Here is a 25,848-nt window from a genome sequence, read left to right as displayed (position 1 = left end):
GAGCCCGATAGAATTTGAGCAGCGCCAGGCGCTGCTCAGAGCTTAACCAACCGTCCACCGAGCTCGGGACAGACCAGGGCTTGTCCAGCTATACGAAATAAAAGCCTTTGGATGTTCAGTTGTTGCGCTCATTTGTGTTCCTGCCTTCTTGATCAAGCCCCGCGCCATATGTCAGAAGCAGGGTGTGTTGAAGAAGGACGGTCAGCACAATCGCGGTTACTCAAGGAGTGGGAACGAACATCCCGGAGCAGTGCATATCATTCTGCCAGCGCCTATCCTTGAAGCCCACTCTTAGCTGGCAGTAGTCATGCTAGCACAAATGCAGGATTGGCCACTTAAGAACGAACTGGTGATGGAGTATTCATGTCAATCTGATTGTTATTCGCTATCTGAAGTAGAAATGCCAGACACCTTAGCAAAGGGGAGTGCCCCAAGTTTCTCTAACTCGATCCGTGACTCACGATAGTTGGCAAAGAACTGAGCCCATCTGCTAAATCCGCCCAATTCACCGACAGCCCGTATCATTGCTACATGTGAAGCCGTTAGCAATGCAACCTGCCTTTCGAGCTCTGCGATGCGTAGATCCTTGTCCGCAAGTGCGGCAGAAACCACGTCCTTCGATTGCTTGGAAACACGGCCGCTCCAGCGGCGATACTGCGCCTGTCGTTCCTGGTAGTGCACTAACAACTTAGTCCGCTCAGGGTGTCGAGTGATGGATGACGCCGCATTGATCTTGGGGTGGAGGCGGGCCACAGCTCGTGCCGAAATGGGCTCATCCTTGGCCAGCAGATCTTCCAAGATGCGACGCATTTCAGGATCATCGAAAGCCGCCATACTGTTTTCGCTAGACATCCATCGCTCCACGTTTTCGGGGTGCTGACAAATCTGACCCATCTGGAAACGGGTTTTCTCCTTGCTGGGTCGCCAGTATCTTCCGCACACTGTCCAAACGCGACACTGCATGAGAAATCTGGTTGGTTCGGCCGATACTCTTCGAAGGGCGGGCCTGAGCAAGCTCCAGCGCTGAGGCCAGCTTTCCCTCAAGCCTGACCAATGCTGCATGTTGCTCAGGCAAGTTGGTGGCCGAGAGATGGCGGCAGCCGGCAAAGCACTCCAGGTGCTTGGGGCACGGGTCAACCGTAAAGCTATTCAGGCAATGCCCATAGGGAGTGGCATGAAAACCATCGGCCTCGACATTAAGATACTCGAATGCGGCCGCATCCGCCTCTGTTGCCTGGATCCGCTCGAATGCATCCACAATGGGACCGCGAGCCTTTCCTGACGCAATCATCTTGGCGACGGTGGTGGCTTTTTCGCCCAGGGCAAACTCAACTTCCATTGAGATTTCCATCGTATCGAGTTCTTCGGCCAGGCTGCGGTGGTCATACTCGTAGCTTTGTGCGACGCTCCTACGGTTAAAGCGCTTGGAGATAATGGTATCTGCGATGCCGAGTCGGAACAGCTCCGTATTCTGCAAGTGGCGCAATGAGTGCGAGTTCAGTGTCAGACTACGGTCTTCGTCGGTCTGTCCATACCGGGAGAACAGTGTCCCTGCGCTACTTTTGGGTGTTAATGAAAGAGAAATAAAAGTTGGGTCCGGAACGTTGATGGCCATAAATCGTGTGACGTCACAGAGACCGGCGTTGCGTTCTTCCGTGAGAGATCTCTTGGGGTGTAGTAGCAAGACTTCCCAGGCTTGCATCGTGCCGTTAGCCAGTCGGAATGGCTCCGTGTCTGACAGCTTTGTGGGCGTATTTTCTCGCAAATAACTCTCTAGCTCCCGGACATGCAGGAACGCCTGGGCCCAATTTATTCGCGTCCCTATGGGGATGGCACTTCCATCACTCCGGCGATAACGGATGCTACTGCTGCCCATGGCTTTTCTAAGGCGGTTAAAGTACTGGTAGGCCACCATATCTAGACGAATTCCGCCTGCGGCGAAATATTCATGGGCTTGGATATCTCGAAGTTCATCAAAAACCCGAGGGTCGAAGTCCTTTTGGTAACGTTCGATCCACCTGGCGCGGCTTTCCTTGGAGAGATCCGTCCCGAAAGGGTTGCCAGTTAGATAAGGGTACAGCTGTGTGATGGGTGCAATGCTGTCCGCTTCAAACCAGGGCAAAAGTCGACCGGATTCAACCTGTCGACGGAGCGTGGCTCGCAACGGTGCAGTGAGCTCGGCTGCGCGTCCCAGTGCACTGGCAATCAGGTCCTCAAACATTTGAGGGACGTGCTGAGTGGATTCGAACAGTACATGGCTATCACTGCCCTCAATCTGCTGTTTCTCAGCAAAATGACGTATCATCGATGAGCTAGAAATGCCTCCTAGCTCACCCGCTGGTCGGCCATGCCGGTCTGTATATTCACGCTTGCGCTCCCAATCCAGTGGCAACAGAACGTTTTCACCGATTCGAAAACCTGTTGCGATCATCGTTTTCAATCCAATAAACCGTAACTCGTCAATGAACGTTTGTGGTCGCTCTGTCATGACAATCCGGATGAGTTCCCAAAATGCCCTTCGCTCCGGGAGACGCTCGGCCCGTTTGCGCTCGTCCAGATCGTGACGCAGCTCATCTTCGGATTTAATGTGCTTGGCTTTTCGGGGTTGGCTACCCTTCAAGCGCTGATTGGCCAAAGCAGGGTAGAGCGGCCCAGCATCAGTAAGGCGGTAGGCGTCGAGAATCGTTTTTACCACTCCGGCCACCAGATCTCCCAACTTGCCTGAAGGCTGAATGGCCATGCCGACTTGCATCGCAAGCTGGACATCGTCGCTCACCAGATCCCACGGTGCCTTGCTTGGTGTGCATGTTGCGATGACGCGCAGCAGGCGGATAATATTTTGAGCCACATGGGCGACCGTATTGCGCTTGGAAAACAGCTGAATGCAAACCGCTGCCTTGATCAGATCCTGCCAGAATTCCGAGATAACAAAAGACGCTGTCAGCGGATCACCCATGCTTGTACGTTGTGCTTCGAATATTCGCAACGACTTCGCATCACAGCCAAAATCACGTAGGTAGAAGTAGGGCGGATGATCGTTCTTGACCAGCTTGTTGAGGTTCCAGCACGCCCCAGAAGAGACCATTCCATCGTCACCTACGGGCAATTGCCATGGAATGTCGCGGTCTTCTGCCAGCTGTTGCCCGAGCTGAATGAATGACAGGTAGTGCTGGTTCATTGGGCGCCCTCACGAAGTTCTTCGATGATCGCCTCAACGGATGAAATCGTGCGTTGCAGCTGCAGATACGCAGGAGAATTTTTGTCCCCACGTGAAGAATCATAAAAGAACCGCACAATATTCCTGAAGTCGGAAAGCACCTGTTCATGAATGCCGATCTCGTGGATCGGCATGAATTTGTGACAGCCATAGCAGGCCAGGATGGGATTCGATGGGCAGAGTGGTTGGCCGCTAGCACACCCCCCAATCCCTGCAATTGGGATGCCATGCGGAACGCCTGCAATCTGTTGATCCTCCTTCAGCGAGGCCAACTCAGCAGAACTAATGAACTTTTCATGGGCTATCTTGGCGACTCGGGAATAGATGCTAGACAAGCCAAGTGCCTTATTGACCCGCTCGGCCTGGTTGGCCGAAGTCGCGTAATACACCAGACCGGTCGTTATGTCTGAGTGCCCAAGGAATTCCGCTAGCTCCTCCTGGCTCGCGCCAGCATCCACAAGGCGTTGGGCTGCAGTATGACGCAAATCTGTCGCCGTCGCTCCACCAGGGATAAGCTTTGCCAGTAACTCAGAAATGCGGCGACTAGCCTCGTGGCCGGAGTCCATGGAAAACAATCGATCATTGCCGCCCGCACCGCTTTCATGGCGCTTTGAATAGAGCTCCCGAATCAAAATTGACCACTCATGTTTTACCTTTCGCGTTAGCGGTCTCGAGTTGGTAATGGTTTTTTGTTTGATCATCGAAAAGGTAATGTGAACCGCCTGGATATCGGCAGAGTCGCCATTCCAAATTCGGATATCACGATGGCGAACAGAGGCAATCTGAAGTGGTCGCATTCCAAATTGGTATGAACACATCAGCATGGCCGTGTCATTTAGCTCTGCTAAGGTGAGGCTGTTCGGTTTTCGGGTGACACGGTCGGCGATTTCATCCAAGAACCGTACAATTTCAGCCTCTTCATCGATGCGCAAGAACACCTCTCCCGAGCGTACCCCGGCATATTTGTCTTGTATTGGCAAGGGGAGGGTGGATGAGAGCAGCGCGTTGTAGTCGCTAGACCATCCTTGCAGTCGATACTCCGAAAGCATGCGAAGTAATGCTTTCACAAACAAATATGCCACCGGAGGGAGCTCCCGACCTCTCAGCCTTTCCCATGCAAAACCGACGCCTTGTGGCCCGCAAGCTAGCAACTCTTCCAGTTCGTATCGCTCTATTTGTTTTGCTGATTGCAAATACCTCGCGACAGTCATAGGGCTTAGTTCAGACCCCAGAAGGAAAGCAAAGACCTGTTTCAGAAGCAATGCATGAGAAGTATCTTGTGAAGAGAAATCAAGTAGGTATCTTGTGCCTTGCACAATAGTTTCAAATATTGAGGCGCTCTCTGGATGAAGTATGGTGCGAGTTACATCATCGAAATCATCGTAATACCGCAATACAGGTGGTAACGGAGGTAGCATGCGGACAACACCCATTACCACATCATCAAAGGGAAGGGGGGCTTGATTCAGTCCTTGCATGGCACACTCCCTTTGGGAATTGATCGAAGCAATGCAACGCGATCATCAAAAGTATCATTCCAGATACTGGACAGGCGATCTTCAAACACAGCACGAGCATAACGTGCAGGCATTACAGAGTTCTTTGCCCATCCAAAAAAAGTGCGTAGTTTTTGAAGAGCTTCATCCATGCTGTCGCCATGATTAAGTAGCTGATGAAGGCGAATGACCGCACATGTATGTCGAAGATCATGTGGTGTAACCGATGTTTTCCCTGTTCGGTTTTCCAAGTCGGAGAGTACTGATGCAGGCAAAGTACTTGAAACATGTGCGAATGCTTTAGTCAGTGACTCTGTCGCAAGAGGCATATTTCGTTTTGAATTAAGCAGAAAAGAATGGCTAGGGCGTCCACGATAATTCTCCACATATACCTGGACACAATTGGCAACGGTCACGCTGACCGGAATCTGTCGAATTGAGGATGCTGTCTTGATGCTCGGCTTCGAGTACCGAGTGTCTTCATCTTCGTACTCATTGTTCTTTACATTCAGCCAGTATCGTTCTCGGCCCAATTTTTTGTCGTAGGTGCTTTTGATGCAATCTACGGGCAGTAAAAGCATTTCTCCACGTCGAAGCCCCTGGTGAAGCATCAGGATAAAAGCAACGAAAACACGCCAACGTGTCGCTGGATCGGAAAAAGGATTTTGCAACGATAAGGGGTCTAGGGAGGAATACATGGCTTCACCAACAGACTCAGGTAATGATCGAATTATTTCACTCTTGGTTTTCTTCTTAATGTGAAGCTGACGGTACAGCTGATTGAGACGATGCAGCCGTTCTTCGATTTTCCCAAGATTAACGGCTTGCGCCTGATAGCCAGACAGCATTTTCACGATGCTTGTAACAAACCCTAGGCCGGTCTGCCAGCGAATTTCATCGGAGCTCGAGCTTTCATGCTTGTTGCGAATAGAGACAAACCAGGACTCCAAGACTTTAGCCAGCATCTCATGGTCAAGACACCCAATGGCATCGTCAAGTGAGCCCAGCCCATACAATGCCTCTGCATGTTGATATAGCGTTTCGATTGCCCGGAGTTTTCCTAGCAGCGTGCTTTCAGCTAGATCTCCGGCGTAGATGGCACACCAGACAACTGGCCAGTAGCGCGGGCGTCGCGTGCCGGGCTCCACCAAAACACCTGAGCGAAGCATGCGAGGCAATGAGTCATGGGATAGGTCGAGGAACATGCTGCGCACCGAGCGAAAGCAACATATGAAACTACCATATTGTTGATCGGTGTTGTGGTCTGTGCGCACTTAAACGCAACACTTCTTGAATGACCATAGATTCGCATAATGTATATTATGTCAAATTTTGGAAACATACGACGCAGGGTATACCGGCTGCTCCAACGGTTCAATTCCCTGACTTTCCATCGTTGTGGGTTCGAGCAACAACTGTCCGCAGCAAAATGAAACGCAATCTACCGTGGTGTGAGTTCCCGTGCAGCCCTGATGACTTGATCAGGGCTGTTTGTTTTCGTGACGTAATGGAAATTGCCGCTGAGACTGGCTCACAAAGCGTCGACAGTGCTAGGTAAGCAGTTCGGTTCATTCTGGGGCTGGAGCCTTGCCCACGATGGCCAAGCGCCTTGCCGTACAACAAGCGGAGCTGATCGAACGGCTCATGATTGAACGGGACTTCTACCGCGAGAACTGCCACCGTTAGGCCGCTATGCGGCCCGAAGGCGGCGCGACGCCAACAGGTTGCAACGCCCTACTACGCTCGGCCAAGGCCGAGCTAGTCCCCCTACCCCTTCCTGGATAAGAACATCCAGGCGGGGCCCCTAGGGGCGCGCGAGCGCGGGGCTGGCCATGGGCGATCGCTCTACACGGTTTTTACTGTCTGCAAAAGAGCCGGGGCGTGGCTTCCCCCAATTTTCGTTACGGTGACGAATAAGACGAGTTTGCAGACAGATTTTATTCGTATAGCATCGTCGTTAACATAACGTGATGAGAAAAAGCATGACAACAATCGTCATCATCTTCATCTTGATGGCTATCGTAGCTATAGCGATGAGTGGCGCGAAGAAAAGCAAAGCGCCCAAGCGCTCATTCAACGATGTAACAAGCCTCAGGCAGTTCGGCTCAGCGAGGTTCAAAATCAAAGGGAAAACTCTGCTCACACAGCGTGAGCAAGAGTGCTTTAACCGCCTGGCAAAAAGCCTTTCCCCTGACTTCCTCGTTTTTCCTCAAGTAGCCTTTAGCCAGATTATCGACACTGAAGGGGGAAGCAAATTCGACAACGAAGGGCTGCGCAGAACAATGAGCCAGAAGGTAGCTGACTTCGTGATCTGCAAGACAGACCTCACAATGATCGCGATCATCGAGCTTGATGACAGGTCGCACATTGGGAAAGAGGATAAAGACAGGCAAAGAGATTCGATCATCAGGCAGATAGGACTCATGCCGCTACGGATCCCAAGAACACCCCCTCAAAGAACACTGGACGAGTACGCTAACGTGCTTAGAAAAATGCACCCCAAGGAAGAAAGGACGTTTGAGCGTGCTTGAATGCTTTATGTGGAGAGGTGCTGTGATGAAACGGTTAGGTGCCGCCATAGCATTAGCTTGCACTGTGTCACAAGCCGGGGTAATCGAGTGCACTGACAAAAATGGTAGAAGCGTGCTGACAAACGAGGCCACTTGCCCTGCAGGAGCAACATTCAAGCGCCAAATGAAAAATGGTGACGAGCCCCTAAGGATGTCCCCGCCGGCGCCCAGGCCTGCGCAACGACCGAACTTGCAAGCCGGCGTACTGGAGTGCTACGTGGGAGACTCTCAAATCATGTACACGACAGCACCATTTTGTCCGCCTGGAACACGCTTCAAGGGCATCAACTTCAATACACGTGATCCAAGCATCGCTGTCATGCAAGGGCGGCAAAACGAGCCAGTTATCCAGGCCAAGCGGAGCTGTGAGACGCTTAAGCAGCTAAGAAACTACTACGATCGAATGCTTGACCCAGGAATGAACAAAGAGCCGGACACAATGCAAAAGCTCAGAGATGCACAAAAAGAGATGCATGAGAATGGTTGCAGGATCTGAAGCCAGGACGAAGTAAAGAGGAAAAAAGCCCAGGGACAGACCTGGGCATTTTTACGTGTGGAGTTTTCGTTCCAAGACGGTCACGTGACTGGAAGGGGAATGCTCTAGTCTGCTGTGATGTAGTAGGTCTCTGGCGTGTCTATTATTTTTTCATCAATTGCTGAGATGATGCCTACCTTCATAGCCTCTTGCGGGGTAAATGTTACCTTGTTTGATTCGCTATAAAGAATATTATTAATTTTTTGGCTGTCCAACGACGTACATTTTTTATAGGCGGTTTTGAACACGTTATTGAATCGTTCATTTTGCTTGACTAGTTGTTTGAGGGTATCGGGCCTTAGTTCGCCTTTATATTCGATAAAAGACGGGTGTAAGTAGATACTGGCTTCGCGCAAAGCTCTCCTATCTCTCGCCGCACATAACATTAACGTTGCCGATGAGCCCACTGTGGTCATGGCAACAGTTGTGACTGTTTTTTTTGAACTTCGAATAGCTGCGGCTGCCATCAAACCGGAGTCCATGTCGCCGCCATAGCTATTTATATAAATATTTATCCGGTCAACATGATCGTTGGCGTTGGCGTCGTCGATTGCTTTTGTCAGTTCGCTGACGGACGAAATTTTCATGTCGCCGCTATAGAATATTTTGGCGTGTCTGACGGTGTTATCCGCGGAGGCTGCTGTACCAATAAGTGAAAAAGCTAAAATTCCAATTTTTTTTAGCATGCTTCATCTCCTGTCTTTTTAGGCCGTTGGTAGTAATGTAGTCCTTCACTTCACCGTCACCGCAGCTCGGTCACGTGACAGATCTGGTGTGACTCATCCAGGATCTGTCACACCAGGAAGGTCACGTGACTACCCGGGGCATTTTCGCGACCGTATAGTCACAGTGACAATCCAGGTAAGAGCCAACCGCGGTTAGTCACAGTGTGACCGAGCTCGAATGAATAACGCCGGCAGAGTCACGTTTACGCTGCTGGCGCTTACGACAAGCTGGCTTTGCTAAACGTGCCCTGCCCTCAACTTCACGGCCACAACCGCACTGACACACCCGAACATCATCAGAACCACGCAGTGACAAAATGCCGGAGGCCATCATCCTGGCCATATCAACCGGCACACCATTACCGACGGCACGGTAACGCGCGCCAAGAGTAAATGCTGGTAAATCTATGCCATCGCGCAAGCCTTGCAACTGACAGAAGCGAAGCCAATCACGCTTACCCAGTTGTGAGCCTTCGCTTGCAGTACAACACGGCTCAACGTCAGTACGAACAGGAAGACGCTTCACGGTAAGTACAAGGCCGTCACCATGGCCGAACTGAAAATGCCGCAACCGATTCTGCTGCAAACCGCATTCCGATGCGTTGATATCAATGCGCTGGTGACTGTAGCCCGGCAACACCATGTCCGGTACACCGGCAACATTTTCCATGAGCCACCAGGTCGGGCGGGCCTCAAGCACAACGCGACGGAACTCGGCAAGCATTTCAAGGCCGTAGCCGGACGGCTCAGAGCGGCGGGCTTTGCTGAAATCAGGGCACGGCGGACCACCGATGACACCATCAAAACGACCAGCAACAACCCTAAATTGCCGGATGTCACTGCCATAAATGAGGTCAGGTCCACGAACAACCGAGAAGCCCTCAGCTTCAAATCCTCGACCCAGAAGATCAACGCCAGGAAAAAGGCTCAAGACGAGCTGTGACGGAGCTGCTGGCGAAGCTACCTGGTCAGTCACAAGTACCCCCAAAACAGTAAAAACGTGATGGTTCAGTGTGACTCACCTGGTGTGACTTGTCCAGAGTGAGTCACGATCAAGAAGTCACAGCTTACTGAAAGTCCAGCTATTTACCTTTTAACCGGTCAAAGAGCCCCCATCATGGAGGTCTTGCTTTACTCCATCCCCGGCAGCAGATACCGCAGCGCCCATGTTTGGAGATGCAACGGCTACTGATTTGGTTTGTGGCGGCCGTGGCGAGTCGCAATAGGCATAAACTTGACGATAACCAAGCTGTCGGAAGAGCCGCGCAGGAGCAGCTTTGAAGACTGACCCACTCTGGGTTGTCAATCAGGTCGCCGGTTTCCATGTCCCTGCCCGACTTCCCGACCACACTCGAATCCATGAGCGGCAAAGTCGGCTCGACTTCCCCGGTCTCGGGGTTAAGTCGACCCGGGCGCAGCGGCGAGATCGAGGTGTAATCGATGAAAGCGGACAGGCTGGCCGAGAAGCGAAGACAAAGCCGGTACGACAGACAAAAACGAAGGGCTTGGACTTTGTCGTCTAGCCAATGCATGACCGGTGTTCGGACGATGGACGACTTCGCCTGCATCATGGTCGCCAAAATTTTGGGTATTGACGGCATGATCGTCATCGCCGCGGCACAGATGGCACGCGAGAAAAATCAAGCACGTAAGGACGTTGGGGAAGACCTGCGAAAAAAGATGGGGCGCCCGCGCCCTGGGCGGGCTGGCGGCGGAGGCGATGCTGATGGGGAGTCTAAGTGCTGACAATGCTAGTGCGCCACATTTCATGGCAAATGCATTATTAAAGCGTTATTGCAACACGCCATTTGTATATTGCGTCAAATAAAGGAAGCTAGGGAAAAGCGCTCCAAAGCTCTTCTCCTCCTTCATCATCAAGCCCTCTCCGTCAGAACCTGCCATCTCACCGTGCCGCCCAACTGGTCGCTTTGCGTCTGATCGGCGTCGATGCCGATCCCGTTCACCGGCTGAGGCACCAGGGTCTGCACCATTTGGTAGCCCCGTTGCGGGATCTCCGGCACGCTGCTGCAAGATTGCCAGTAATGCTGGAAAGGCAGTTCATACAACTGTGCTCCGCTCAATCCCGCGTCGGACCCTACATACAAGCCTGGCGCGTAGCCCGCGGCGGACACCGCTTCAAACCATTGCGAACAATAGTCGGCCACATCCTGCGCCGCCGTCCCGTCCGCCACGCCTTCCAGATCGCACCAGATGTTCACGCCGGGCAATAATCCGACCATTTTCGCATGCGCGGCGGTGTTCTGGCCGTCGCTTTTGCCCATGGCCGCATTCGGCGACCAGCCGGGCTCTCTCACATGTTGCACAGCCATCAAGGCCAGGCCTGCTTCAAGAATATCCTGCGCTTCGCTTGCGGACAGGTCTGAGGCGTACTCATCGGACCCTAGCGAGAGATAACGAACGCAAAATTGGTAGCCGGAGGCGGCGAACTGCCGGGCAAGCTCCAGGGACAGCGGCGTATCGGCGTCAAATCCACGCGCGCCGGCCGGAGCGGCTTCAACGCAGATTCCGCTTGGACTGTAAGAGGCGTTCATCTTCTTGGTCCCACGCAAAAAAACAACACTCATCAGCATAAGCCAGGCGGCGTCTTGCGCAGTGGCCATTGGGATGGTTGCGTCCTGGAATGACTATGTTTCGTTTTGACGCTTGGTCGCGGGCTTGTGAAAACAATCCGGCGGCGGGTTGCCCTTGATGGCGGCGCTGTAGATTTTTCTGGCCAGCGCGAAATCGGACTCGCCGTAACGCGATGGGTCAGCTTTCAGCGCCTGCTCCAGCATATTGGTCAGGTGGGCCCATTCCTTATCATTTAACGTTACGGTGACGGTATTTGCCCGGTACTTTCGTTGCCGTTCCGCCCCGGACATTGCAAGGCCGGTACTAGGGCGGCCGCGCTTCCTGCCTGCGGCGGCTTCGCCTTGCCGCTGTTCTTCCTTCATTGCCCGCCCTCCTCTGCCCGTTTGTGCCTGTTGGTCCAAGTTAATTATGCGTCACTGTGACGTAAATTCAAAATTATCGTCACCGTAACGCAAATTATGCTCTTGGAGGCTCTGTCGCTTGGCGCTTTTGCCCGTTACTTCGCCCGGTATGCATAATTAATTCAATGAATATATGGTATTGAGATGCTATTTTTTTTGTTTTTGGATTAAAATTTGGAATAAAGTAAATATGTGACAGGTATTTGCATGGCATTTTATTTGTCGAGTTCGCCCTCTCGGGCGATAACCAGCAACACTGGCTGCGCGCAGCCGGAAGCAACGATCTAAATGACCAACAAAAACATAAAACTACATAATCAACGGCTGCCCCAGCACCTGCTGCGGGCCAGGGAATCGGTGATGGCTTACTTCCGCCCGATCCTCAACCGTTACGGGGTGACAGAGCAACAGTGGCGCATTCTGCGAGTGCTGGAGGACTTTGGCGATCAGGAGGCCGGCGTTATCGCGGACCGGGCTTGTATCCTGCCGCCAAGCCTGACCGGCATCCTGGTCCGCATGGAAAAAGCGGGGCTGATCCATCGTCAGCGCGACCATGTGGACAGCCGACGTCTGATCATTTCAATGTCGCGGGACGGCCGTGACCTGATTCAACAGATCTCCCCGCTGGCGGAAGACTGTTATCGCCAGATAGAAAGCCATTTGGGCCAGGAAAAGCTGAGCCAGTTGCTGGGCTTGCTGGATGACCTGGAGAAGCTGCCGGCGCCGCGCGCCGGTTGATCAGAACTCTGGGCCCGGGGCGGGTTCCGCCTCGGGCTCGGGCAACCTCGCCGCCGGATCTTGGCGGTAGAACAAGACAAGCTGCTCGTACAGCTCCGGACAGTCCAACTTGAGATGGTGCGGCAGCTCGAAAAAGGCTTCGCTCAACACGGCGAAGAACTCGGCCGGGTTCTCCGCCGCGTACGGGTCCAGCCAGCCGGGATCGATGCCGCGGTCCAGCATGCGGCACAACAAGCGATAGCCCCGGGACCAGACGCGGCTCCATTGCGCCTGTTGCATGCCCTTGTGCAAGGGAGGCGAACCGTTGGCCGGGCCGTTGAGCATGTCCAGCTTGTGCGCCACTTCGTGAATCACCACATTCCAGCCGTCCAGCTGCTCGGAGGCGCGCGCGTCCGGCAGCGACAACACCACCGGGCCGTCCTGACGGGCCTGGCCTATCAGCACGCTCTCGCTTTCATGCTGCAGGCCTATGCCGTCCATCCAGATGTCGCGCGCGACAAACGGCGACGGGTACAGCACCACGTCGTTCCAGCCGCTCAGGGCGGCTTTGCCCAGATTCATGGCGGGCAGCGCCATTTGCAGGGCCACGCTGGCGCATGAGCGAGCGCTTAAGCGCACCCCGTCTTGGCCGGAGAAGCTTTTGCTGCGCAAAACCCAGGCCGCCAGTTCGATCAGGCGCGATAGCTCCGCCTCGTTCAGCCCCGCCAGCAGCGGCATGCGCGCGGCCTGCTCTCGCAGCGCGGCCATCGTTTCCGGAGCGGTTTTGCCGGATAGCGCGCGGCGAATCCACTCAATCACCATGAACTCTCGTCCCGTTTTATCGTCTCTCATACTCTGAGGGCGATTTCGCGCATTTCAATGCGCGTCCCATCCGATCCGTCGCAAGACGTCAACATTCCGCTTTCGCTGCGCCGGCTCAGGCTGGCGCGTCAGTCAAAATCAAAAATAAACGGGGGAATTATCATGAGCCTGCCTTGGCAAACGCTGGCGCTCAATCCTTTGGCGGCATTCGGCGTGCTCTTGTCGCTGGGTGTGATTGGCGGCCAGATCGCCGTGCGGGTGGCGCGTCTGCCCGCCATCGTCGGTTATGTGCTGACCGGCTTGCTGATTGGTCCGCACAGCCTGCGGCTACTGGACGAGCAACTATTGCAGCAAGCGTCCATCTTCGTGCACCTGGCCTTGGGCATTGCGCTGTTTGAGGCCGGGCGCCGCGTGGATTTGCGCTGGCTGCGGGTGGAACGCACCTTGTTGCTGACCACCTTGTTCTATTGCCTGCTGACCTTGCTTGGCCTGTTCGCCGCCTTGCAGCTGTTCGGCCTGGGTCTGGCGGCCAGCCTGATGCTGGCCGCGCTGGGCGTGGCCACTTCGCCGGTGGTCACGCTGGAGATTGTGCGCGAGTCTAACGCGGACGGACAGGTCAGCGAACGCCTGCTGGTGGCCACGGCATTGTCCAATCTGCTGGCCCTGCCCTGCTTCGCGCTGGCCTTGTCCTATGGCCATCTGTCCGGCAACAACGGCGTGGAAAGCGGCATTCTGCTGCCGGGCTGGCTGACCTTGGCCTCCTGTGCGCTGGGCCTGTTGGCCGGTCTCGCGGCAATCCAGCTTAATCGCTGGCTGGGCGGCCGGCAGCGGGAATCGCAGAAAGTCATGCTGTTCGGTTTGATCGCGCTGGTGGTCGGCGTGGCGGACATGCTGCAGGTCTTGCCGTCCCTGGCCTTGCTCACGGCCGGCCTGGCCACGCGCAACCTCAAGCACGGCCATACCGTGACCGAACGCGGCATCATGTCGTCCGCCCATATCTTTACCGTGGCGTTCTTCGTGGCCGCCGGCGCGCAACTGGCGCCGCAGTCGCTGGCGCAGTTCTGGCCGGTGGCCCTGGCCTGCCTGCTGCTGCGCACCGGCTTCGCCGTGTTGATCTGGTGGCTGGCGGCCGGCGCCAATGGCCTGCCCAAGCGCCACGGCGCCTGCCTGGGCTTGGCGCTGAACTCCTGGTCCGGCGGCACTTCGCTGTTGATGAGCTTGGGAGCGATTTCCCTGGGCGCCGCCGCGGGAAACTTCAGCGGAGTGATGATGGCCATCCTGGTGATCAATGAATTGTGCGCGCCGGTGCTGACCCGCCTGGCCTTGAAGCTGGCCGGCGAAACCCGGCCGCAGGAGTGAGACGATGCTGGAATTCAACCGCAGTCAGCCGCTGACCCTGGGGGTGGAGCTGGAGCTGATGATTCTCAATCGGCGCGATTACGATCTGACCCGCGGCTCGGACGATTTGCTGTTGCAGGTGAATCGCCTGCAGCACGGTTTCGACATCAAGCCGGAAATCACCCAGGGCATGATTGAGATCGGCACCGCCGTGCACAGCGACGTCAACAAGATGCTGGAGGAGATTCTGGCCATCCGCGAGCTGCTGGTCAGCAGCGCGCGCAAACTGAATCTGGGCCTGGCCGGTGGCGGCTCGCATCCGTTCCAGCATTGGGACGAGCAACGCATCTACCCCAAGGAGCGCTATCACCTGGTGTCCGAGCTGTACGGCTATCTGGCCAAGCAGTTCACCGTTTACGGCCAGCACATCCATATCGGCTGCCCGGACGGCGACAGCGCGGTGCGCCTGACTCATTATCTGGCGCGCTACATTCCGCACTTCATCGCGCTGTCCGCGTCTTCTCCGTTTTACCAGGGGGTGGACACGCTGTTCCAGACCTCGCGGCTGACCAGCGTCAACGCCTTCCCGCTGTCCGGCTGCATGCCTTGCGTCAACAACTGGGCGCAGTTCAACGACTATTTCCGGCGCATGGCCAACCTCGGCATTGTCGCCAGCATGAAGGACTTTTACTGGGACATCCGGCCCAAGCCGGAGTACGGCACGGTGGAAATCCGCATCTGCGACACGCCGCTGTCGGTGGAGACGCCGGTGCTGCTGGCGGCTTACGCGCAGATGCTGGCGCACCGCTGTCTGAGCGAACGCCAGGACGAGGTGTGTCAGGAACATTATCTGACGTATAGCTACAACCGCTTCCAGGCCTGCCGCTTCGGCTTTGACGGCATGCTGGTGGATGCCGGCAACAATAGCCAGATCGGGCTGCAGGAGGATTTGCTCAACACCTTGAATCAGCTGGAGCCGCAGGCCGAGGCGCTGGGCAATCAGGCGCAGTTGACCGCCTTGCGCCAGCGGGTGTTGAAGCGGCAGTCCGACAGCGCCTGGCTGCGGCAGGTGTTCGACGACAGCGGTTCTTTGTCCGAGGTGGTGCGCCGGCAAAGCGAACACTGGATGTACGCGGCGCCGGGAGTGGGCGTAAACTGAGGGGCTCAAACCTTAACCAAGCCGCCATGCCATTCGACCTGCCCGCCCTGCCCGATCCCGCGCTGCCTGCCCGCTACTGCATTTTCGAAGGGCCCAAGATCCTGTTGCTGGACCAGGCCCTGCCGGATGACCGCGCGCGCGCCTGGCCGCTGGCCCAGATCCTGTTCATCGGCGTGCATGAGGAACACAATCTGTTTCTGGCGGAACTGGTGGGCGCTCCGCCGGCCGGCTGCGAGTGGCTGGCCCTGCGCCCGGCCTTGCTCAGCCTGCCATCCGGGCTAACGCCGGCCATCGCCCGCGCCGCGCAAATCCGCCAGTTCCAGCGCACTCATCGTTATTGCGGCCGTTGCGCCGGGCCCCTGCTTCAGCGGCCGGACGATAGCGGCAAACGCTGTTCCAGCTGCGGCCAGCTCTACTATCCCAAGCTGTCGCCGGCGATGATGGTGGTAATCCATCGCGGCCGGCAATTGTTGCTGGCGCGCAGCCCTCATTTCGTCCCCGGCGTCTACAGCGCGCTGGCCGGCTTTGTCGAGCCCGGCGAAACCCTGGAGGAATGCGTGCACCGCGAGGCGTTTGAAGAGGTGGGCGTGCGCATCAAGAATCTGCGCTACGTCTGCTCTCAATCCTGGCCCTTTCCCCACTCGCTGATGCTGGGTTTTACCGCGGAGTACGACAGCGGCGACATCCAGCCTCAGGAGGGCGAGATCGAAGACGCCGGCTGGTTCGACATCGACGCCCTGCCGCAAACGCCGACGCCCATCTCCATCGCCTATCAATTGCTGAATCACACCGTGGCGTGGCTGCGCGCGCGGGACGAGGGGCGGGCCTAGCTGCTTAGCCGTATGGCGGACGGCCTCCGTCTCGCCCCCGCGCTACACCCCTATCCATCTTTCCATCACAAGCAGGCCGGCGCGCCTGCTTGATCCTCCACATCATTTTGACGCTGTCCCCGTCTACTTCCTCCGCGCTCTCCCGCCGCCGCCCATCGGCGAATGCTCAATGGCTCTCCATTCTTGTATATAAATTTTTCTACTCATATCTATAAATACAAAAAGTAATGCTGATATAAGCGCGGTGATAAGCTTTAGTCATAGCCAAAGCGACGCGACTCCCGCCTGCAAGGGGACATCTCGTCGAATTCAATGAAATACGGCGGCGATGACGCAGGCCGGCCTCCCTTCTCAGGCCAAATCACCGCGCCGCACAAGGAGCGCAAAATGAAAATCCGCATGCTTGCCTTATCCCTCTTGCTGGCCTGCGCCGCCAACGCTTCCCTGGCCAGCCCAACTCAATGCGAAAACAAAGACTACGCCTTGCAATTGCTGGGCTCGGGCGGGCCGATCTCCGACGACGGCCGCGCTTCGTCCGCCTCGCTGATCTGGTGGAAGGGCAAGCCGGTGGCGCTGATAGACGCCGGCGGCGGCGCCTTTCTGCGCTTCGGCCAATCCGGCGCGCGGCTGGAAGACGTCGGCTTCATCGGCCTCACCCACTTTCACACCGACCATGTATCGGACTTGCCCGCGCTGCTTAAGGGCAGCTACTTTTTCAGCTCGCCCCGCGCCATTCAGATGTCCGGCCCAACGGGCGGCGCCGGCTTTCCCAGCCTGAGCGGCTTCATGAACGCCCAGTTCAACGCCAAAAGCGGCGCTTACGCCTATCTGTCCGGCCTCTACTCCGGCCAGGGCGACATCCCGCTCAAGGTCTCGCTGTCCAATGTGGACTACCGCAAGACCACGCCGACCACGGTGTATGAAAAAGACGGCGTCCGCATCAGCGCGCTCGGCATTCCGCACGGCGACGTGCCCTGCCTCGCTTATCGGATCGACACCAAGGACGGCAGCATCGTCGTCTCCGCTGATCAGAACGGCGGCAACCCTCGCTTTATCGATTTCGCCAAGAACGCGGACATTCTGGTGATGCCGCTCGCCATCGACGAGCAGGCGGACCCCGCTTCCGCCTTCCTACACGCCAAGCCGTCCGTCGTCGGCCGCATCGCCGCCGCGGCGAAGCCCAAGCAGCTGGTGCTCAACCATTTCATGGGCAAGGGCCTGCGGCTCAAGGAGCAATCTATCTCCATCGTCCGCCGTTATTACCCAGGCCCGATCCACGCCAGCCGCGACCTTTCATGCTTCCCGGCGCATTGAGCGCCGCCATCCCAAAGGAGAACCGACATGAAAAAACAGATCATTCTTTCCATCGCCATGACATCCTTGCTCGGCCTGAGCGCCGAAGCCGCTTTGGCGGCGGAAGCCAGCCAGCCGGCGCAAGCGGTGAAAAGCCAAAGCGGCCATGGCGGCAAATGCGCCAGCGGCAAGTGCGGCACGGTGAAGATGTATGAGAAAGCCCCTCTCCGGCACGATCCGCAAGATCAATTGGTGCGCGCCCGCGACGGCAAGTGCGGCAAGACCGGCCAAGGCGTCCACTCCGACCAAACCGGCAAGGGAAAAATGGTGGAGGGCGTATGCGGACAATAAATCAACAGGCCGTCGGCGTGGGGCTGCGCGCCGAACATGCCCAATGGCTGGCCGATCACCCCCCGCAGCCTGAAATCGACTTCCTGGAAATCACGCTGGAAAACTGGATGGACATCGGCGGCCGCAAACGCGAGCAGCTGGACCGCCTGGCGGAGAAATACCCGTTGATCTCGCATGGGCTCAGCCTGTCGATAGGCGACGAGCTGCCGCTGGACGCGGACTATCTCCAGCGCGCCAAGCGCTTTCTCGACCGCTATCGCATCCGCCTGCACGGCGACCACCTCAGTTACTCCCGTGATCGGCAAGGTTATTTGTACGAACTGCTGCCGATCCCCCGCGGCGAAGCGGCCGCGGCGCGCGTCGCCGCCAAGATACGCCAGGTTCAAGACCTCCTGGATCGACCGTTGATCCTGGAAAACATCAGCTACTACCACGCCCACGCCGGCCAGATGGAGGAAGCGGACTTCATCCGCGCCGTTGTCGAACAAAGCGGCTGCCAATTGCTGCTGGACATCAACAACGTCTACGTCAACGCCTGCAACCACGGTTACGACCCGCGACGCTTCATCGCCGATCTGCCGTCCCGGGCCATCCGCTACTTCCACATCGCCGGCCACTGGCGCCGCGACGACGGCATCTTGATCGACACCCACGGCGCGGCCGTATGCGAAGAGGTGCTGGAACTGGCCCGGCACGCCGTGGCTTTGCACGGCTCCCGTCCGCTGCTGCTGGAGCGCGACAACCAGTTGCCGCCGTGGCGGGAACTATGCGAAGAAGCGGCCGCGCTGCGGCGCCGCATCCACCTGCCGGCGGCCCAGGCCGCCTGAGCGCGGCAAAGGAGACATCATGAACGCGATATCGGACATCGAAACCTTCAGCCGGCGGCTGCGGGGCGGCCCGGAGGCCTTGGGCGAGCGTTCCGTCGAGCTTTACCGCCAGTTTCTGCGCGGCAATGTCGAGGAAGTGCTGAGCCATGTCTTCCCCTTGTTCTGCGGCAGGCTGTCGGCTGAGCAGCTGCGCAGCCGCATCGACGACTTTTTGGCGGGTCACGCCTCATCCAGCCCCGAGTTCCACCACATCGCCACCGAGTTTCTCTGTTTCTCCCAAGCCGGCCTGCCCGCGGATCTGCGGCAATGCCTGGAATACGAGTGGCTGCTGTTCAGCGTGGAAATAGACGAGGCCGTCGTGACGCCGCCCTCCGCCGGGCTGGCGACGGAAAGCTCCGTTTTCTCGCTCAATCCCACGCTGGCCTGCGTTGAACTGCAGCTGGACTTCGCCGGGCTTGCCGGCCCTTACGCCATCTTTCGCGACGCCCGACATCAGGTGATCCGGAAACCGCTGAGCGCCTTAGATCGCTGGCTGCTGGAGGCCTTGCGGACGCCTTGCGCCTATCCGGCGCTGTCGGCCGAAGTTCCGCCCGACACGCTCTGGACCTGGCTCAAGGAAGCGCTCGCCACCGGCTTGATACAGATGCGCGACATGCGCGCGCCGGCGTCCGACGCCGGCCGCCCAATATGAGGAATACGAAAATGATTGCCAAGATAATGAATGGTTTCGACCGGGCGCTTGCGGCTTGCAAGCAATACGACTTCATCGCCCTGCTGGGCGTCCGCCTCTATCTGCTGCCGGTGATCTACGTCGGCGCCCATTCCAAGGTGGTCGGCTTCAGCGCGGCGGTGAGCTGGTTCGGCGCTCCGGCCAGCGAAGGCGGCCTGGGCCTGCCCTTCCCCGTGCTGTTCGCCTTTCTGGCCGCGGCCACCGAGGTGCTGGGCCTGGTCTGCATCGCGCTCGGCTTGTTCACCCGGGTGATGGCCATCCCCATGATGGTGCTGATGAGCGCGGCCAGCGCCATGGTGCACCTGCCGCGCGGCTGGCTGGCCATTGCCGCCAAGGACATGGAGTCCAGCCAGCGCTTGGCCGGCTTCCTGTCCTGGCTGGCGGAGAACTTCCCCGGCCGTTACAACTACATTACTGAACTGGGCGACCCGGTCATCCTGAACAACGGGATGGAGTTCGCCGCCACCTACTTCGTCATGCTGTTGGTGCTGTTCTTTTACGGCGGCGGCCGCTACGTCAGCGCGGATTACTGGCTGCGCAAGCGCTTTGCCGCTTAAAAGCGTTTCAAAATCCGCTGCGCGTCAAGCCGAGAGCGTTCTCAGAATGAGCGGCCAATGATGGCCGCCCGTCTTTTGGTCAGTTCGAACAAGCATGCCGGCCGCCTATAACAGGCAGTAGCTGGCATCCTCATGTCGGCCTCCTGTTATGACCATGAGCCCCAGCCTGATTTGGCTGGGGTCTTTTTATGCCCTCGAAAAAAGGGGCCTATCCCCTGATGGCAAGATGGTGGCCGACTAAAATGACGCAAATTGAAAATGCGATCGAGTCATAGGCAAGCAAGAATTGATAGGCATTGCTGCCGGCATACGAAAGAAAGGCGTATCCGGCAGAAACCAAGAGCATCCCAAAGAATTTTTTCTTGCTTCTTTTGCTTGGGCCCTTATCGTAGTAAGCGAAAAAATTGGCCAACGCGCTGGTGAAGGCGGCCCCGTATACCGTCCAACTGGAAGAGGTGCGGGCCTCGTAGATCGCGAGGCTGTTCAGCGCACACAGTGTGGCTTGCAAGAAACCTGCTCGCCCGGCTTTCCAATTGAAATGAAACTGCAGTTCCCTTTGGGTCTGTAACCACAGCCAGCCAATTCTTGCCGTTGCAAAATTCCAGCACTCTCTAAAAGCCATAAGGTCGAACTGCAAGTTCGGCGCCCATGGAAAGTTCTGATTCAGAATTCTCAGCGTTTCGGCCGCGCTTGTCTCGATATCGACTCTCATTCCTTCCGGAGTGAGGAAATTGCCATCTCCAGTCATTTGTCAGTCTCCCATAAGGGGTGAGTCAAATTAACGATTGGCGTGCCGATTAATGTCGCCGTTACATCAATAAGTAGCCGACTAAAGTATTTTTTCTACAGAAACAATGCTTTATGACGGCTTGTAGGGATGATGACGATTATTGGCTAAAGAAGTATGGGGAAAAAGCGTAACAATGCGCGAAGCGGCGGGGCGGCGATATTTTGGCGCAGTGGGAAATATCAGCCAACGTGGCCGGCACTCCCCTAAAACGCACCAAGGGCTTATAGAGAAAACTCTATAAGCCCTTGATTTTATTGGTGCCGGCGGCAGGAATCGAACTCGCGACCCCCTGATTACAAGTCAGGTGCTCTACCAACTGAGCTACACCGGCGAAGAGAGGCGTATTATGTCTTGCCTCAATGGCTTTGGCAAGCCGTCAGCGCGTCTTTTTCGGCGCCTTTTTATGCGCCTTCTTCACGCTTTTGCCTACCTTTTTGTTTTTGCTGATTTTTTTAGCGGGCGCCTTGGCCTGTGGCGCGCGCTTTGCGGTTTTGGCTGCGTGACGCGGCTTTTTGGCCGTCGATTTTTTGACGGTCGATTTTTTTGTCGCCGGCTTGGCCGCCGCCTTGCCGTGACGCGTCTGCTTGGCGCTAATGGCCTTGGCCTGACGCTTGCCCTGCTTCGCGGATTTCGCCTTGGCCTTGCCTTTGGCCTGGCGCGCCGGCTTGGCTTGCTCTTTGGCGCGCGCCGGTTCCGCCGCCTGAACGGTTTTGGCCGGCGCGGCCTTGCGCGCGGGCTTGCTCGCCGGCGCCATCTGCACGTCGCCGGGCAAAGGCATGTCTTCGGGTTCGGCCAGGCTGGCCGGGCTGATCAACGCCAGGCTCAAGGCCAGCGCAATGGTGTGCGTCGCGAATTTCATGATCGGGGGTCTAATGCTCTCTGGGATGAAACGGGCCGCGCTTTGCGCCGCCAAAACCCGCATACTAGCACGGGGTTTCCCGCGCCCTGGCGGAAATTGACGACGGTGGGCAAAGTCCAATCCGCCGCGCGGACTGATTTTTATTGCCGCAGTGCGCCATCGCCGCCTCACATATGCTATACCCACAGTGCAATGCCAATGTAATTGCCTTTGCGCTCGTTTGCGCCGCTCGCTTCCCTTTCCTGACACGTAATGGAAACAGCATGCCCCAGCCCAAAATTTTGCTGGTGGACGACAGCGCCACCAATAGCCTGATGGTCCGCACCTTCGTTGAAGACCTGGGCTATCAATGCGATCTCGCCGGCAATGGCCGGGAGGCCGTCGCCATGTGTAAGACAGCCGGCTACGACTTGATCCTGATGGACATCATCATGCCGGTGATGAACGGGCTGCAGGCCACCATGGAGCTGCGGACCCTGTTCGGAGAACACTGGGTGCCCATCATCTTCCTGACCGGCCTGAGCCAGCAGCAAGATCTGATCGAAGGCCTCAAGGCCGGCGGCGACGACTATCTGACCAAACCGGTCAGCCCGGACCTGCTGACGGCCAAGATCCAGGTATTTTTGCGCATCGCCCAAATGCAGCGGCAGATCAACCAGGACGCGGTGCGCCTGGAGCGCTACTTCCAGAACAATGAGCGCGAACAAAGCTACGCCTTGGAGCTGATCGAGCGGCTGAATCGGCAACAACTGGAACTGCCGGCCCATGTCTGGCGTCATTTGCGGCCGGCTTCCCAGTTCAACGGCGATCTGGTCTGCTATGCCCGCGCGGCGGATCGGGAATACCTGATGCTGGCCGATTGCACAGGACACGGCCTGACCGCGGCCATCAGCGCCATCCCGGCGGTGGAGTGCTTTTACGAACTGGCTCAGGCGCAAGCGGCCTTGGGCGACATCGCGGCGGCCATCAACGACAAACTGCACCGCCTGCTGCCCTCCGGGCGCTTCGTCGCCGGCATCCTCATCGGAATCGACGCGGCCGCGCAGTCCGTGCAGGTCTGGAACGGCGGCATTCCCTGCGCGCTGATGTTTGATCCGCAAGGGCGCAAGGTCAAGCAATTCCGTTCCGAGCACCCGCCCCTGGGCATTTTGGCGGCTAGACAGTTCGACCGTTCGCTGGAAACCAGCATGTTGAAGCCGGAGCATGCGCTGGTCGTCTGCTCGGACGGCATTACCGAGGCCCAGGCGGACAATGGCCAGATGTTTGGCCTGGACGGCGTGATCAAGGCGGTGGAAGCAGGCTGGCCCGGACGAATCGGCAATACCGTATTGCAGGCGCTGCAGCGCCACCGCCAGAACGAAGCCATCTTGGACGACGCGTCCTTGCTGGTGGTGCATTCGCCATCGGTCCCAAACCAGCCTGAGGCCGATATCGGCTGCGCCGTGCCAAATCGCTCCCGCTGGCACGACGCCTGAGCGCCGCGCCTAGCCCTCCACCTCTCTCACATAGCGCACCAGCGCCTGCAAAAGCTGGGAGAAACGATGCGCGGCCAGATTCCCGTCCGAGGGCGTGAGCCAGGTGCTGCTGATTTCCAGCTGAATGGCGGGCACGCCCAGCCGCGAAGCGAATTTGGCGATGGTCTGATGCTTGGACGCGGCGAAGTAGTTGTCGGAGACATTGAGCACGCCCTGCCCTCGCAAACGCTGCTCCAGCCGCTGTTGCAGCCAGGGCTTGCCCAGGAGCGAAGCCCCGTTCAAGGTGCCGAAATCCACGTCGTAAGGCCGGTAAGGATGGCTGCCGTGCAGGTCCAGCACCAGCAAGGGGCGCTGATCGGCGATCAAAGCCGCCAGCTTGCGTTTGAAGGCGTTGTCGTCTTCGTAATTGGGATCAGACGGCGAGGCGCGGGTGGTGTAGATCGCGGTGGCGCCGGCCAGTTGGTGCAGCATCGCCGCCAAGGCCGCGGTGCCGCCGCCGTCGGAGAAACGGTATTGCCCGTCGCGGAACGGGCTGGTGGCGTGCGGCGCGGTGACGATGATGGGACGCTTGCCCTCCAATACGGTAAACCACGGCTCGCCGTTTTGTGGCGGCCTGTCCTTGGCGGCGTCCGCCTCCTGCTGCAGCTTGATGGCCTCGACGATGTGGGCCGGTTCGATGACGGCCCGTTCCGGCGGGGTCTTGCCGACGGCGGGCGCCGTCGATAAGGCCAGAATCAGAATCCCCGCTACCCATCCGCTTCTCATCGCCCTCCTCCTGATTCTTGCCCGATCATTGCTGGACCGGGCATGCGCGGCTTGGTTCTAAGAACCTGTTTGCGATCTGCTACGCGCCGGCGATACGGCGTTGAAAACAGCCATGCCGTTTTTCAGCCGTTTTCGCCTTGCCGCGACTTGCGCGAGACTTTGAACAGGTTCGGGCCAGTCCGGCAAGGCCGCGCTAACGCGCCGGCTTTCGCGCGGAGAGCAGCAGCAGGGCCGGACGGCGCGCGTGCGGCCGCAAACCGTCCCGATGCGCCAGGGTCTGCGGGTCCGGCGCGGGCTCGCCCAGGTGAAGCAGTTGGAAGCCGGCGTCCAGCAAGCCTTTCACATAGCTTTCCACCGTGCGGTGATGTTTGATCACGCCGTCGACGAACCAGCGGCTTGCGCGCGCATCTTGCTGAAAGTAGGCGTCCAGCGTCCAGTGCGATGGCTCGCCCGCCGCGTCCAGCGCCCAACCCTGAGGGCTGGCCGTGCAAATCGGGTGCTCCACCGTCAGCGCGAACACGCCGCCGGGCCGCAGCGCGGCGAACACGCGCGCCGCCGCCGCCGCGTAATCCTCCACATAGTGCAGGGCCAGCGAGGACACGGCCAGATCATAGGCGGCGGCCGGAGGCTGAAAATCCTCGATGCCCGCGCACTGGTATTGGATGGCGGGATCCTGGGTGCGCGCCCGCGCCTGTTCCAGCATGCGTTCGGACAAATCCACCGCGGTGACGCTGGCCGCGCCCTCGCCGCGCGCCCAGCGGGCGAAATCGCCGAAACCGCACCCCAGGTCCAGGATGTCGATGCCGGCCAGCGGCGGCAGCGCGTCGCGCAAGGCGGGCTGCTCCAGCACGCCGTTCAGCCCGGTGTCGCTGTCGCGCAAGGCTTGGTATTGGGAGAAAAAGACCGGATGGTCGTAGATGTTTTGCTGCATTTGGAGGCTCCGTAAATACTTAAGGAAAGCGCCCCAGGGCGGCGCGCGGCCATGCCGACGCGCAAAAGCGCGCCGGGCTCTCAGAGCCTGTTCAAAGTCTCGCGAGCAAGGGCGAGACAAGGCGAAAACGAGTGAAAAAGCGGAATGTACAAGTGGTACATGAGCATTTTGAGCTCGTTTTTAACGCCGTATCGCTGAAGCGCAGCAAACTTTGAACAGGTTCTCACGGCCTGGCGCGCGTCTTCTCTCATCCGGACTCTCACCGTCGGCTTCGGCTTTTCACCGAATCTGCTGACCCGCGCATCGTGGAAACGGCTGCGCGGCGCTCGCGGGCTCGTCGCCGGCATTCGCCGCGACATACCGCCGGTGGGGAATTTCACCCCGCCCTGAAGACCGGCACAGCATAAAGGCGGCGCGGAAGTTGGACAAGCCCCGCCCCATCGCGCATAGTCTGCGCATTCCAATTGCAATGGAGCGAAGCATGACCCCGAAGCTGCCGATCTGGCTGTTTTTTTGTTTGAGCGCCGGCGCGGCCGTCGCCGCGCCCACCCCGGCCGCCAAGAACGAGATCAACCATCTATTGGACTATCTGGCCCAATCCGGCTGCGAATTCAATCGCAACGGCAGTTGGTACGGCTCTAAAGAGGCCCGCGATCATCTAAACGACAAATACCAGTATCTGCTGAAAAAAGACTGGGTCAGCAACGCGGAAAGCTTCATCGAGCGCGCGGCCACCCAAAGCAGCATCAGCGGCAAGGCCTATCAGGTGCGTTGCGGCTCGGCGCAACCGGTGGCCAGCGCCGGCTGGCTGAAAGCGGAGCTGGGCCGCTACCGCCAGCGCAAATAAGCCGTTCCGCCGGCGTCCGAC

At 57.8% G+C, this 25,848-nt stretch carries 27 protein-coding genes, 1 tRNA gene and 1 riboswitch; of the genes, 14 read left to right on the top strand and 14 right to left on the bottom strand.

The window, feature by feature from the left end; translation table 11 throughout:
- Positions 1-378 precede the first annotated feature (378 nt).
- The 4 genes from NK214_RS09100 to NK214_RS09085 are packed head-to-tail and all read right to left on the bottom strand — an operon-like array spanning position 379 to position 5,918.
- The gene (locus NK214_RS09100) at positions 379-852 is read right to left on the bottom strand and encodes a hypothetical protein (RefSeq protein ID WP_253314284.1); all 474 of its coding nucleotides are present in this window, start codon (positions 850-852) and stop codon (positions 379-381) included.
- Positions 845-3,178, bottom strand: coding sequence for a hypothetical protein (locus NK214_RS09095; RefSeq protein WP_253314283.1), 2,334 nt, complete (start codon positions 3,176-3,178; stop codon positions 845-847). Before NK214_RS09095 ends, NK214_RS09100 begins: the two co-directional genes overlap by 8 nt.
- Entirely contained in the window at positions 3,175-4,695 is a 1,521-nt protein-coding gene (locus NK214_RS09090) for a site-specific integrase (protein ID WP_253314282.1), read from the bottom strand. Before NK214_RS09090 ends, NK214_RS09095 begins: the two co-directional genes overlap by 4 nt.
- Positions 4,683-5,918 (bottom strand): site-specific integrase, encoded by a 1,236-nt coding sequence (locus tag NK214_RS09085; RefSeq protein ID WP_253314281.1) that lies wholly within the window; start codon positions 5,916-5,918, stop codon positions 4,683-4,685. Before NK214_RS09085 ends, NK214_RS09090 begins: the two co-directional genes overlap by 13 nt.
- A gap of 777 nt (positions 5,919-6,695) precedes the next feature.
- Here NK214_RS09085 and NK214_RS09080 point away from each other — a divergent pair.
- On the top strand, positions 6,696-7,244 hold the full coding sequence (locus NK214_RS09080) for a DUF2726 domain-containing protein (RefSeq protein ID WP_253314280.1): 549 nt from the start codon (positions 6,696-6,698) through the stop codon (positions 7,242-7,244).
- Positions 7,245-7,518: 274 nt separating this feature from the next.
- Positions 7,519-7,779 (top strand): hypothetical protein, encoded by a 261-nt coding sequence (locus NK214_RS09075; RefSeq protein WP_253314279.1) that lies wholly within the window; start codon positions 7,519-7,521, stop codon positions 7,777-7,779.
- Between the two features lie 104 nt (positions 7,780-7,883).
- Here the strand turns inward: NK214_RS09075 and NK214_RS09070 are convergent, their stop codons facing one another.
- A complete protein-coding gene (locus tag NK214_RS09070) occupies positions 7,884-8,504 on the bottom strand; it encodes an ATP-dependent Clp protease proteolytic subunit (protein WP_253314278.1) in 621 nt (206 codons plus the stop codon).
- Between the two features lie 196 nt (positions 8,505-8,700).
- The gene (locus NK214_RS09065; RefSeq protein ID WP_253314277.1) at positions 8,701-9,519 is read right to left on the bottom strand and encodes a DNA cytosine methyltransferase; all 819 of its coding nucleotides are present in this window, start codon (positions 9,517-9,519) and stop codon (positions 8,701-8,703) included.
- 572 nt (positions 9,520-10,091) lie between these two features.
- On the opposite strand from NK214_RS09065, the gene NK214_RS09060 reads away from it, so the two are divergent.
- A complete protein-coding gene (locus NK214_RS09060; protein WP_253314276.1) occupies positions 10,092-10,289 on the top strand; it encodes a hypothetical protein in 198 nt (65 codons plus the stop codon).
- Positions 10,290-10,417: 128 nt separating this feature from the next.
- Here the strand turns inward: NK214_RS09060 and NK214_RS09055 are convergent, their stop codons facing one another.
- Both NK214_RS09055 and NK214_RS09050 read right to left on the bottom strand, forming a co-directional pair.
- Complete coding sequence (locus NK214_RS09055; RefSeq protein ID WP_253314275.1) at positions 10,418-11,164, bottom strand: DUF1906 domain-containing protein; 747 nt, start codon at positions 11,162-11,164, stop codon at positions 10,418-10,420.
- 24 nt (positions 11,165-11,188) lie between these two features.
- Positions 11,189-11,497, bottom strand: coding sequence for a hypothetical protein (locus NK214_RS09050; RefSeq protein WP_107800004.1), 309 nt, complete (start codon positions 11,495-11,497; stop codon positions 11,189-11,191).
- 327 nt (positions 11,498-11,824) lie between these two features.
- On the opposite strand from NK214_RS09050, the gene hpaR reads away from it, so the two are divergent.
- Positions 11,825-12,274 carry a homoprotocatechuate degradation operon regulator HpaR gene (hpaR, locus tag NK214_RS09045; protein ID WP_227108364.1) on the top strand — a complete coding sequence of 150 codons (450 nt, stop codon included), beginning with the start codon at positions 11,825-11,827 and terminating at the stop codon, positions 12,272-12,274.
- Here hpaR and NK214_RS09040 read toward each other — a convergent pair whose 3' ends face one another.
- Entirely contained in the window at positions 12,275-13,075 is an 801-nt protein-coding gene (locus tag NK214_RS09040; RefSeq protein ID WP_235088692.1) for a zinc-dependent peptidase, read from the bottom strand. It lies immediately after the preceding gene.
- 162 nt (positions 13,076-13,237) lie between these two features.
- Between NK214_RS09040 and NK214_RS09035 the strand changes: the two genes are divergently transcribed.
- The 8 genes from NK214_RS09035 (at position 13,238) to NK214_RS09000 (ending at position 20,160) form a co-directional block, all read left to right on the top strand.
- Positions 13,238-14,434, top strand: a complete 1,197-nt coding sequence (locus tag NK214_RS09035; protein ID WP_227108360.1) for a cation:proton antiporter — start codon at positions 13,238-13,240, stop codon at positions 14,432-14,434.
- Between the two features lie 4 nt (positions 14,435-14,438).
- Positions 14,439-15,572, top strand: coding sequence for a YbdK family carboxylate-amine ligase (locus NK214_RS09030; protein WP_107800002.1), 1,134 nt, complete (start codon positions 14,439-14,441; stop codon positions 15,570-15,572).
- Positions 15,573-15,598: 26 nt separating this feature from the next.
- A complete protein-coding gene (nudC, locus tag NK214_RS09025) occupies positions 15,599-16,402 on the top strand; it encodes an NAD(+) diphosphatase (RefSeq protein ID WP_227108358.1) in 804 nt (267 codons plus the stop codon).
- Positions 16,403-16,801: 399 nt separating this feature from the next.
- Positions 16,802-17,716, top strand: a complete 915-nt coding sequence (locus NK214_RS09020) for an MBL fold metallo-hydrolase (RefSeq protein ID WP_227108356.1) — start codon at positions 16,802-16,804, stop codon at positions 17,714-17,716.
- A gap of 27 nt (positions 17,717-17,743) precedes the next feature.
- Positions 17,744-18,046 (top strand): hypothetical protein, encoded by a 303-nt coding sequence (locus NK214_RS09015; RefSeq protein WP_107800000.1) that lies wholly within the window; start codon positions 17,744-17,746, stop codon positions 18,044-18,046.
- Positions 18,034-18,873 (top strand): DUF692 domain-containing protein, encoded by an 840-nt coding sequence (locus NK214_RS09010; RefSeq protein ID WP_235088694.1) that lies wholly within the window; start codon positions 18,034-18,036, stop codon positions 18,871-18,873. Before NK214_RS09015 ends, NK214_RS09010 begins: the two co-directional genes overlap by 13 nt.
- A gap of 19 nt (positions 18,874-18,892) precedes the next feature.
- Complete coding sequence (locus NK214_RS09005) at positions 18,893-19,564, top strand: putative DNA-binding domain-containing protein (RefSeq protein WP_253314274.1); 672 nt, start codon at positions 18,893-18,895, stop codon at positions 19,562-19,564.
- An 11-nt stretch (positions 19,565-19,575) separates the two neighbouring features.
- A complete protein-coding gene (locus NK214_RS09000) occupies positions 19,576-20,160 on the top strand; it encodes a DoxX family protein (RefSeq protein WP_227108348.1) in 585 nt (194 codons plus the stop codon).
- 208 nt (positions 20,161-20,368) lie between these two features.
- Here NK214_RS09000 and NK214_RS08995 read toward each other — a convergent pair whose 3' ends face one another.
- The 3 genes from NK214_RS08995 to NK214_RS08985 form a co-directional block, all read right to left on the bottom strand.
- Positions 20,369-20,908, bottom strand: coding sequence for a hypothetical protein (locus NK214_RS08995; RefSeq protein WP_253314273.1), 540 nt, complete (start codon positions 20,906-20,908; stop codon positions 20,369-20,371).
- 297 nt (positions 20,909-21,205) lie between these two features.
- Positions 21,206-21,281: transfer RNA gene (locus NK214_RS08990), tRNA-Thr, on the bottom strand.
- A gap of 45 nt (positions 21,282-21,326) precedes the next feature.
- The gene (locus NK214_RS08985; protein ID WP_253314272.1) at positions 21,327-21,872 is read right to left on the bottom strand and encodes a hypothetical protein; all 546 of its coding nucleotides are present in this window, start codon (positions 21,870-21,872) and stop codon (positions 21,327-21,329) included.
- Between the two features lie 200 nt (positions 21,873-22,072).
- On the opposite strand from NK214_RS08985, the gene NK214_RS08980 reads away from it, so the two are divergent.
- Positions 22,073-23,284, top strand: a complete 1,212-nt coding sequence (locus NK214_RS08980; protein WP_253314271.1) for a SpoIIE family protein phosphatase — start codon at positions 22,073-22,075, stop codon at positions 23,282-23,284.
- 9 nt (positions 23,285-23,293) lie between these two features.
- Here the strand turns inward: NK214_RS08980 and NK214_RS08975 are convergent, their stop codons facing one another.
- Both NK214_RS08975 and NK214_RS08970 read right to left on the bottom strand, forming a co-directional pair.
- The gene (locus NK214_RS08975; protein WP_253314270.1) at positions 23,294-24,049 is read right to left on the bottom strand and encodes an N-formylglutamate amidohydrolase; all 756 of its coding nucleotides are present in this window, start codon (positions 24,047-24,049) and stop codon (positions 23,294-23,296) included.
- Between the two features lie 193 nt (positions 24,050-24,242).
- Positions 24,243-24,980, bottom strand: a complete 738-nt coding sequence (locus tag NK214_RS08970; RefSeq protein WP_253314269.1) for a bifunctional 2-polyprenyl-6-hydroxyphenol methylase/3-demethylubiquinol 3-O-methyltransferase UbiG — start codon at positions 24,978-24,980, stop codon at positions 24,243-24,245.
- A 235-nt stretch (positions 24,981-25,215) separates the two neighbouring features.
- Positions 25,216-25,378: riboswitch (FMN riboswitch) on the bottom strand.
- Between the two features lie 83 nt (positions 25,379-25,461).
- Between NK214_RS08970 and NK214_RS08965 the strand changes: the two genes are divergently transcribed.
- Positions 25,462-25,827 carry a DUF5329 domain-containing protein gene (locus NK214_RS08965; protein WP_107798990.1) on the top strand — a complete coding sequence of 122 codons (366 nt, stop codon included), beginning with the start codon at positions 25,462-25,464 and terminating at the stop codon, positions 25,825-25,827.
- Positions 25,828-25,848: the final 21 nt, after the last annotated feature.

Origin of the sequence: Chromobacterium sp. S0633 (assembly GCF_024158805.1) — a bacterium.
Lineage (GTDB): Bacteria > Pseudomonadota > Gammaproteobacteria > Burkholderiales > Chromobacteriaceae > Chromobacterium.
The sequence above is the reverse complement of the archived record's forward strand: the minus strand, read 5'-3'. Positions and strand labels throughout refer to the sequence as shown.

Excerpts from the sequence above, each read along its gene's own strand:
- NK214_RS09005 (WP_253314274.1), top strand. The coding sequence starts at position 18,893 with ATGAACGCGATATCGGACATCGAAACCTTCAGCCGGCGGCTGCGGGGC.
- NK214_RS09100 (WP_253314284.1), bottom strand. The coding sequence starts at position 852 with ATGTCTAGCGAAAACAGTATGGCGGCTTTCGATGATCCTGAAATGCGT.
- NK214_RS08965 (WP_107798990.1), top strand. The coding sequence starts at position 25,462 with ATGACCCCGAAGCTGCCGATCTGGCTGTTTTTTTGTTTGAGCGCCGGC.
- NK214_RS08985 (WP_253314272.1), bottom strand. The coding sequence starts at position 21,872 with ATGCGGGTTTTGGCGGCGCAAAGCGCGGCCCGTTTCATCCCAGAGAGC.
- NK214_RS08995 (WP_253314273.1), bottom strand. The coding sequence starts at position 20,908 with ATGACTGGAGATGGCAATTTCCTCACTCCGGAAGGAATGAGAGTCGAT.
- NK214_RS09035 (WP_227108360.1), top strand. The coding sequence starts at position 13,238 with ATGAGCCTGCCTTGGCAAACGCTGGCGCTCAATCCTTTGGCGGCATTC.
- hpaR (WP_227108364.1), top strand. The coding sequence starts at position 11,825 with ATGACCAACAAAAACATAAAACTACATAATCAACGGCTGCCCCAGCAC.
- NK214_RS09050 (WP_107800004.1), bottom strand. The coding sequence starts at position 11,497 with ATGAAGGAAGAACAGCGGCAAGGCGAAGCCGCCGCAGGCAGGAAGCGC.
- NK214_RS09095 (WP_253314283.1), bottom strand. The coding sequence starts at position 3,178 with ATGAACCAGCACTACCTGTCATTCATTCAGCTCGGGCAACAGCTGGCA.
- NK214_RS09080 (WP_253314280.1), top strand. The coding sequence starts at position 6,696 with ATGACAACAATCGTCATCATCTTCATCTTGATGGCTATCGTAGCTATA.
- NK214_RS09030 (WP_107800002.1), top strand. The coding sequence starts at position 14,439 with ATGCTGGAATTCAACCGCAGTCAGCCGCTGACCCTGGGGGTGGAGCTG.
- NK214_RS09020 (WP_227108356.1), top strand. The coding sequence starts at position 16,802 with ATGCTTGCCTTATCCCTCTTGCTGGCCTGCGCCGCCAACGCTTCCCTG.
- NK214_RS09040 (WP_235088692.1), bottom strand. The coding sequence starts at position 13,075 with ATGGTGATTGAGTGGATTCGCCGCGCGCTATCCGGCAAAACCGCTCCG.
- NK214_RS09075 (WP_253314279.1), top strand. The coding sequence starts at position 7,519 with ATGTACACGACAGCACCATTTTGTCCGCCTGGAACACGCTTCAAGGGC.
- NK214_RS09055 (WP_253314275.1), bottom strand. The coding sequence starts at position 11,164 with ATGGCCACTGCGCAAGACGCCGCCTGGCTTATGCTGATGAGTGTTGTT.
- NK214_RS08975 (WP_253314270.1), bottom strand. The coding sequence starts at position 24,049 with ATGAGAAGCGGATGGGTAGCGGGGATTCTGATTCTGGCCTTATCGACG.
- NK214_RS09015 (WP_107800000.1), top strand. The coding sequence starts at position 17,744 with ATGAAAAAACAGATCATTCTTTCCATCGCCATGACATCCTTGCTCGGC.
- NK214_RS09010 (WP_235088694.1), top strand. The coding sequence starts at position 18,034 with ATGCGGACAATAAATCAACAGGCCGTCGGCGTGGGGCTGCGCGCCGAA.
- NK214_RS08980 (WP_253314271.1), top strand. The coding sequence starts at position 22,073 with ATGCCCCAGCCCAAAATTTTGCTGGTGGACGACAGCGCCACCAATAGC.
- NK214_RS09060 (WP_253314276.1), top strand. The coding sequence starts at position 10,092 with ATGGACGACTTCGCCTGCATCATGGTCGCCAAAATTTTGGGTATTGAC.
- NK214_RS09085 (WP_253314281.1), bottom strand. The coding sequence starts at position 5,918 with ATGTTCCTCGACCTATCCCATGACTCATTGCCTCGCATGCTTCGCTCA.
- NK214_RS09090 (WP_253314282.1), bottom strand. The coding sequence starts at position 4,695 with ATGCAAGGACTGAATCAAGCCCCCCTTCCCTTTGATGATGTGGTAATG.
- NK214_RS09070 (WP_253314278.1), bottom strand. The coding sequence starts at position 8,504 with ATGCTAAAAAAAATTGGAATTTTAGCTTTTTCACTTATTGGTACAGCA.
- NK214_RS08970 (WP_253314269.1), bottom strand. The coding sequence starts at position 24,980 with ATGCAGCAAAACATCTACGACCATCCGGTCTTTTTCTCCCAATACCAA.
- NK214_RS09000 (WP_227108348.1), top strand. The coding sequence starts at position 19,576 with ATGATTGCCAAGATAATGAATGGTTTCGACCGGGCGCTTGCGGCTTGC.
- nudC (WP_227108358.1), top strand. The coding sequence starts at position 15,599 with ATGCCATTCGACCTGCCCGCCCTGCCCGATCCCGCGCTGCCTGCCCGC.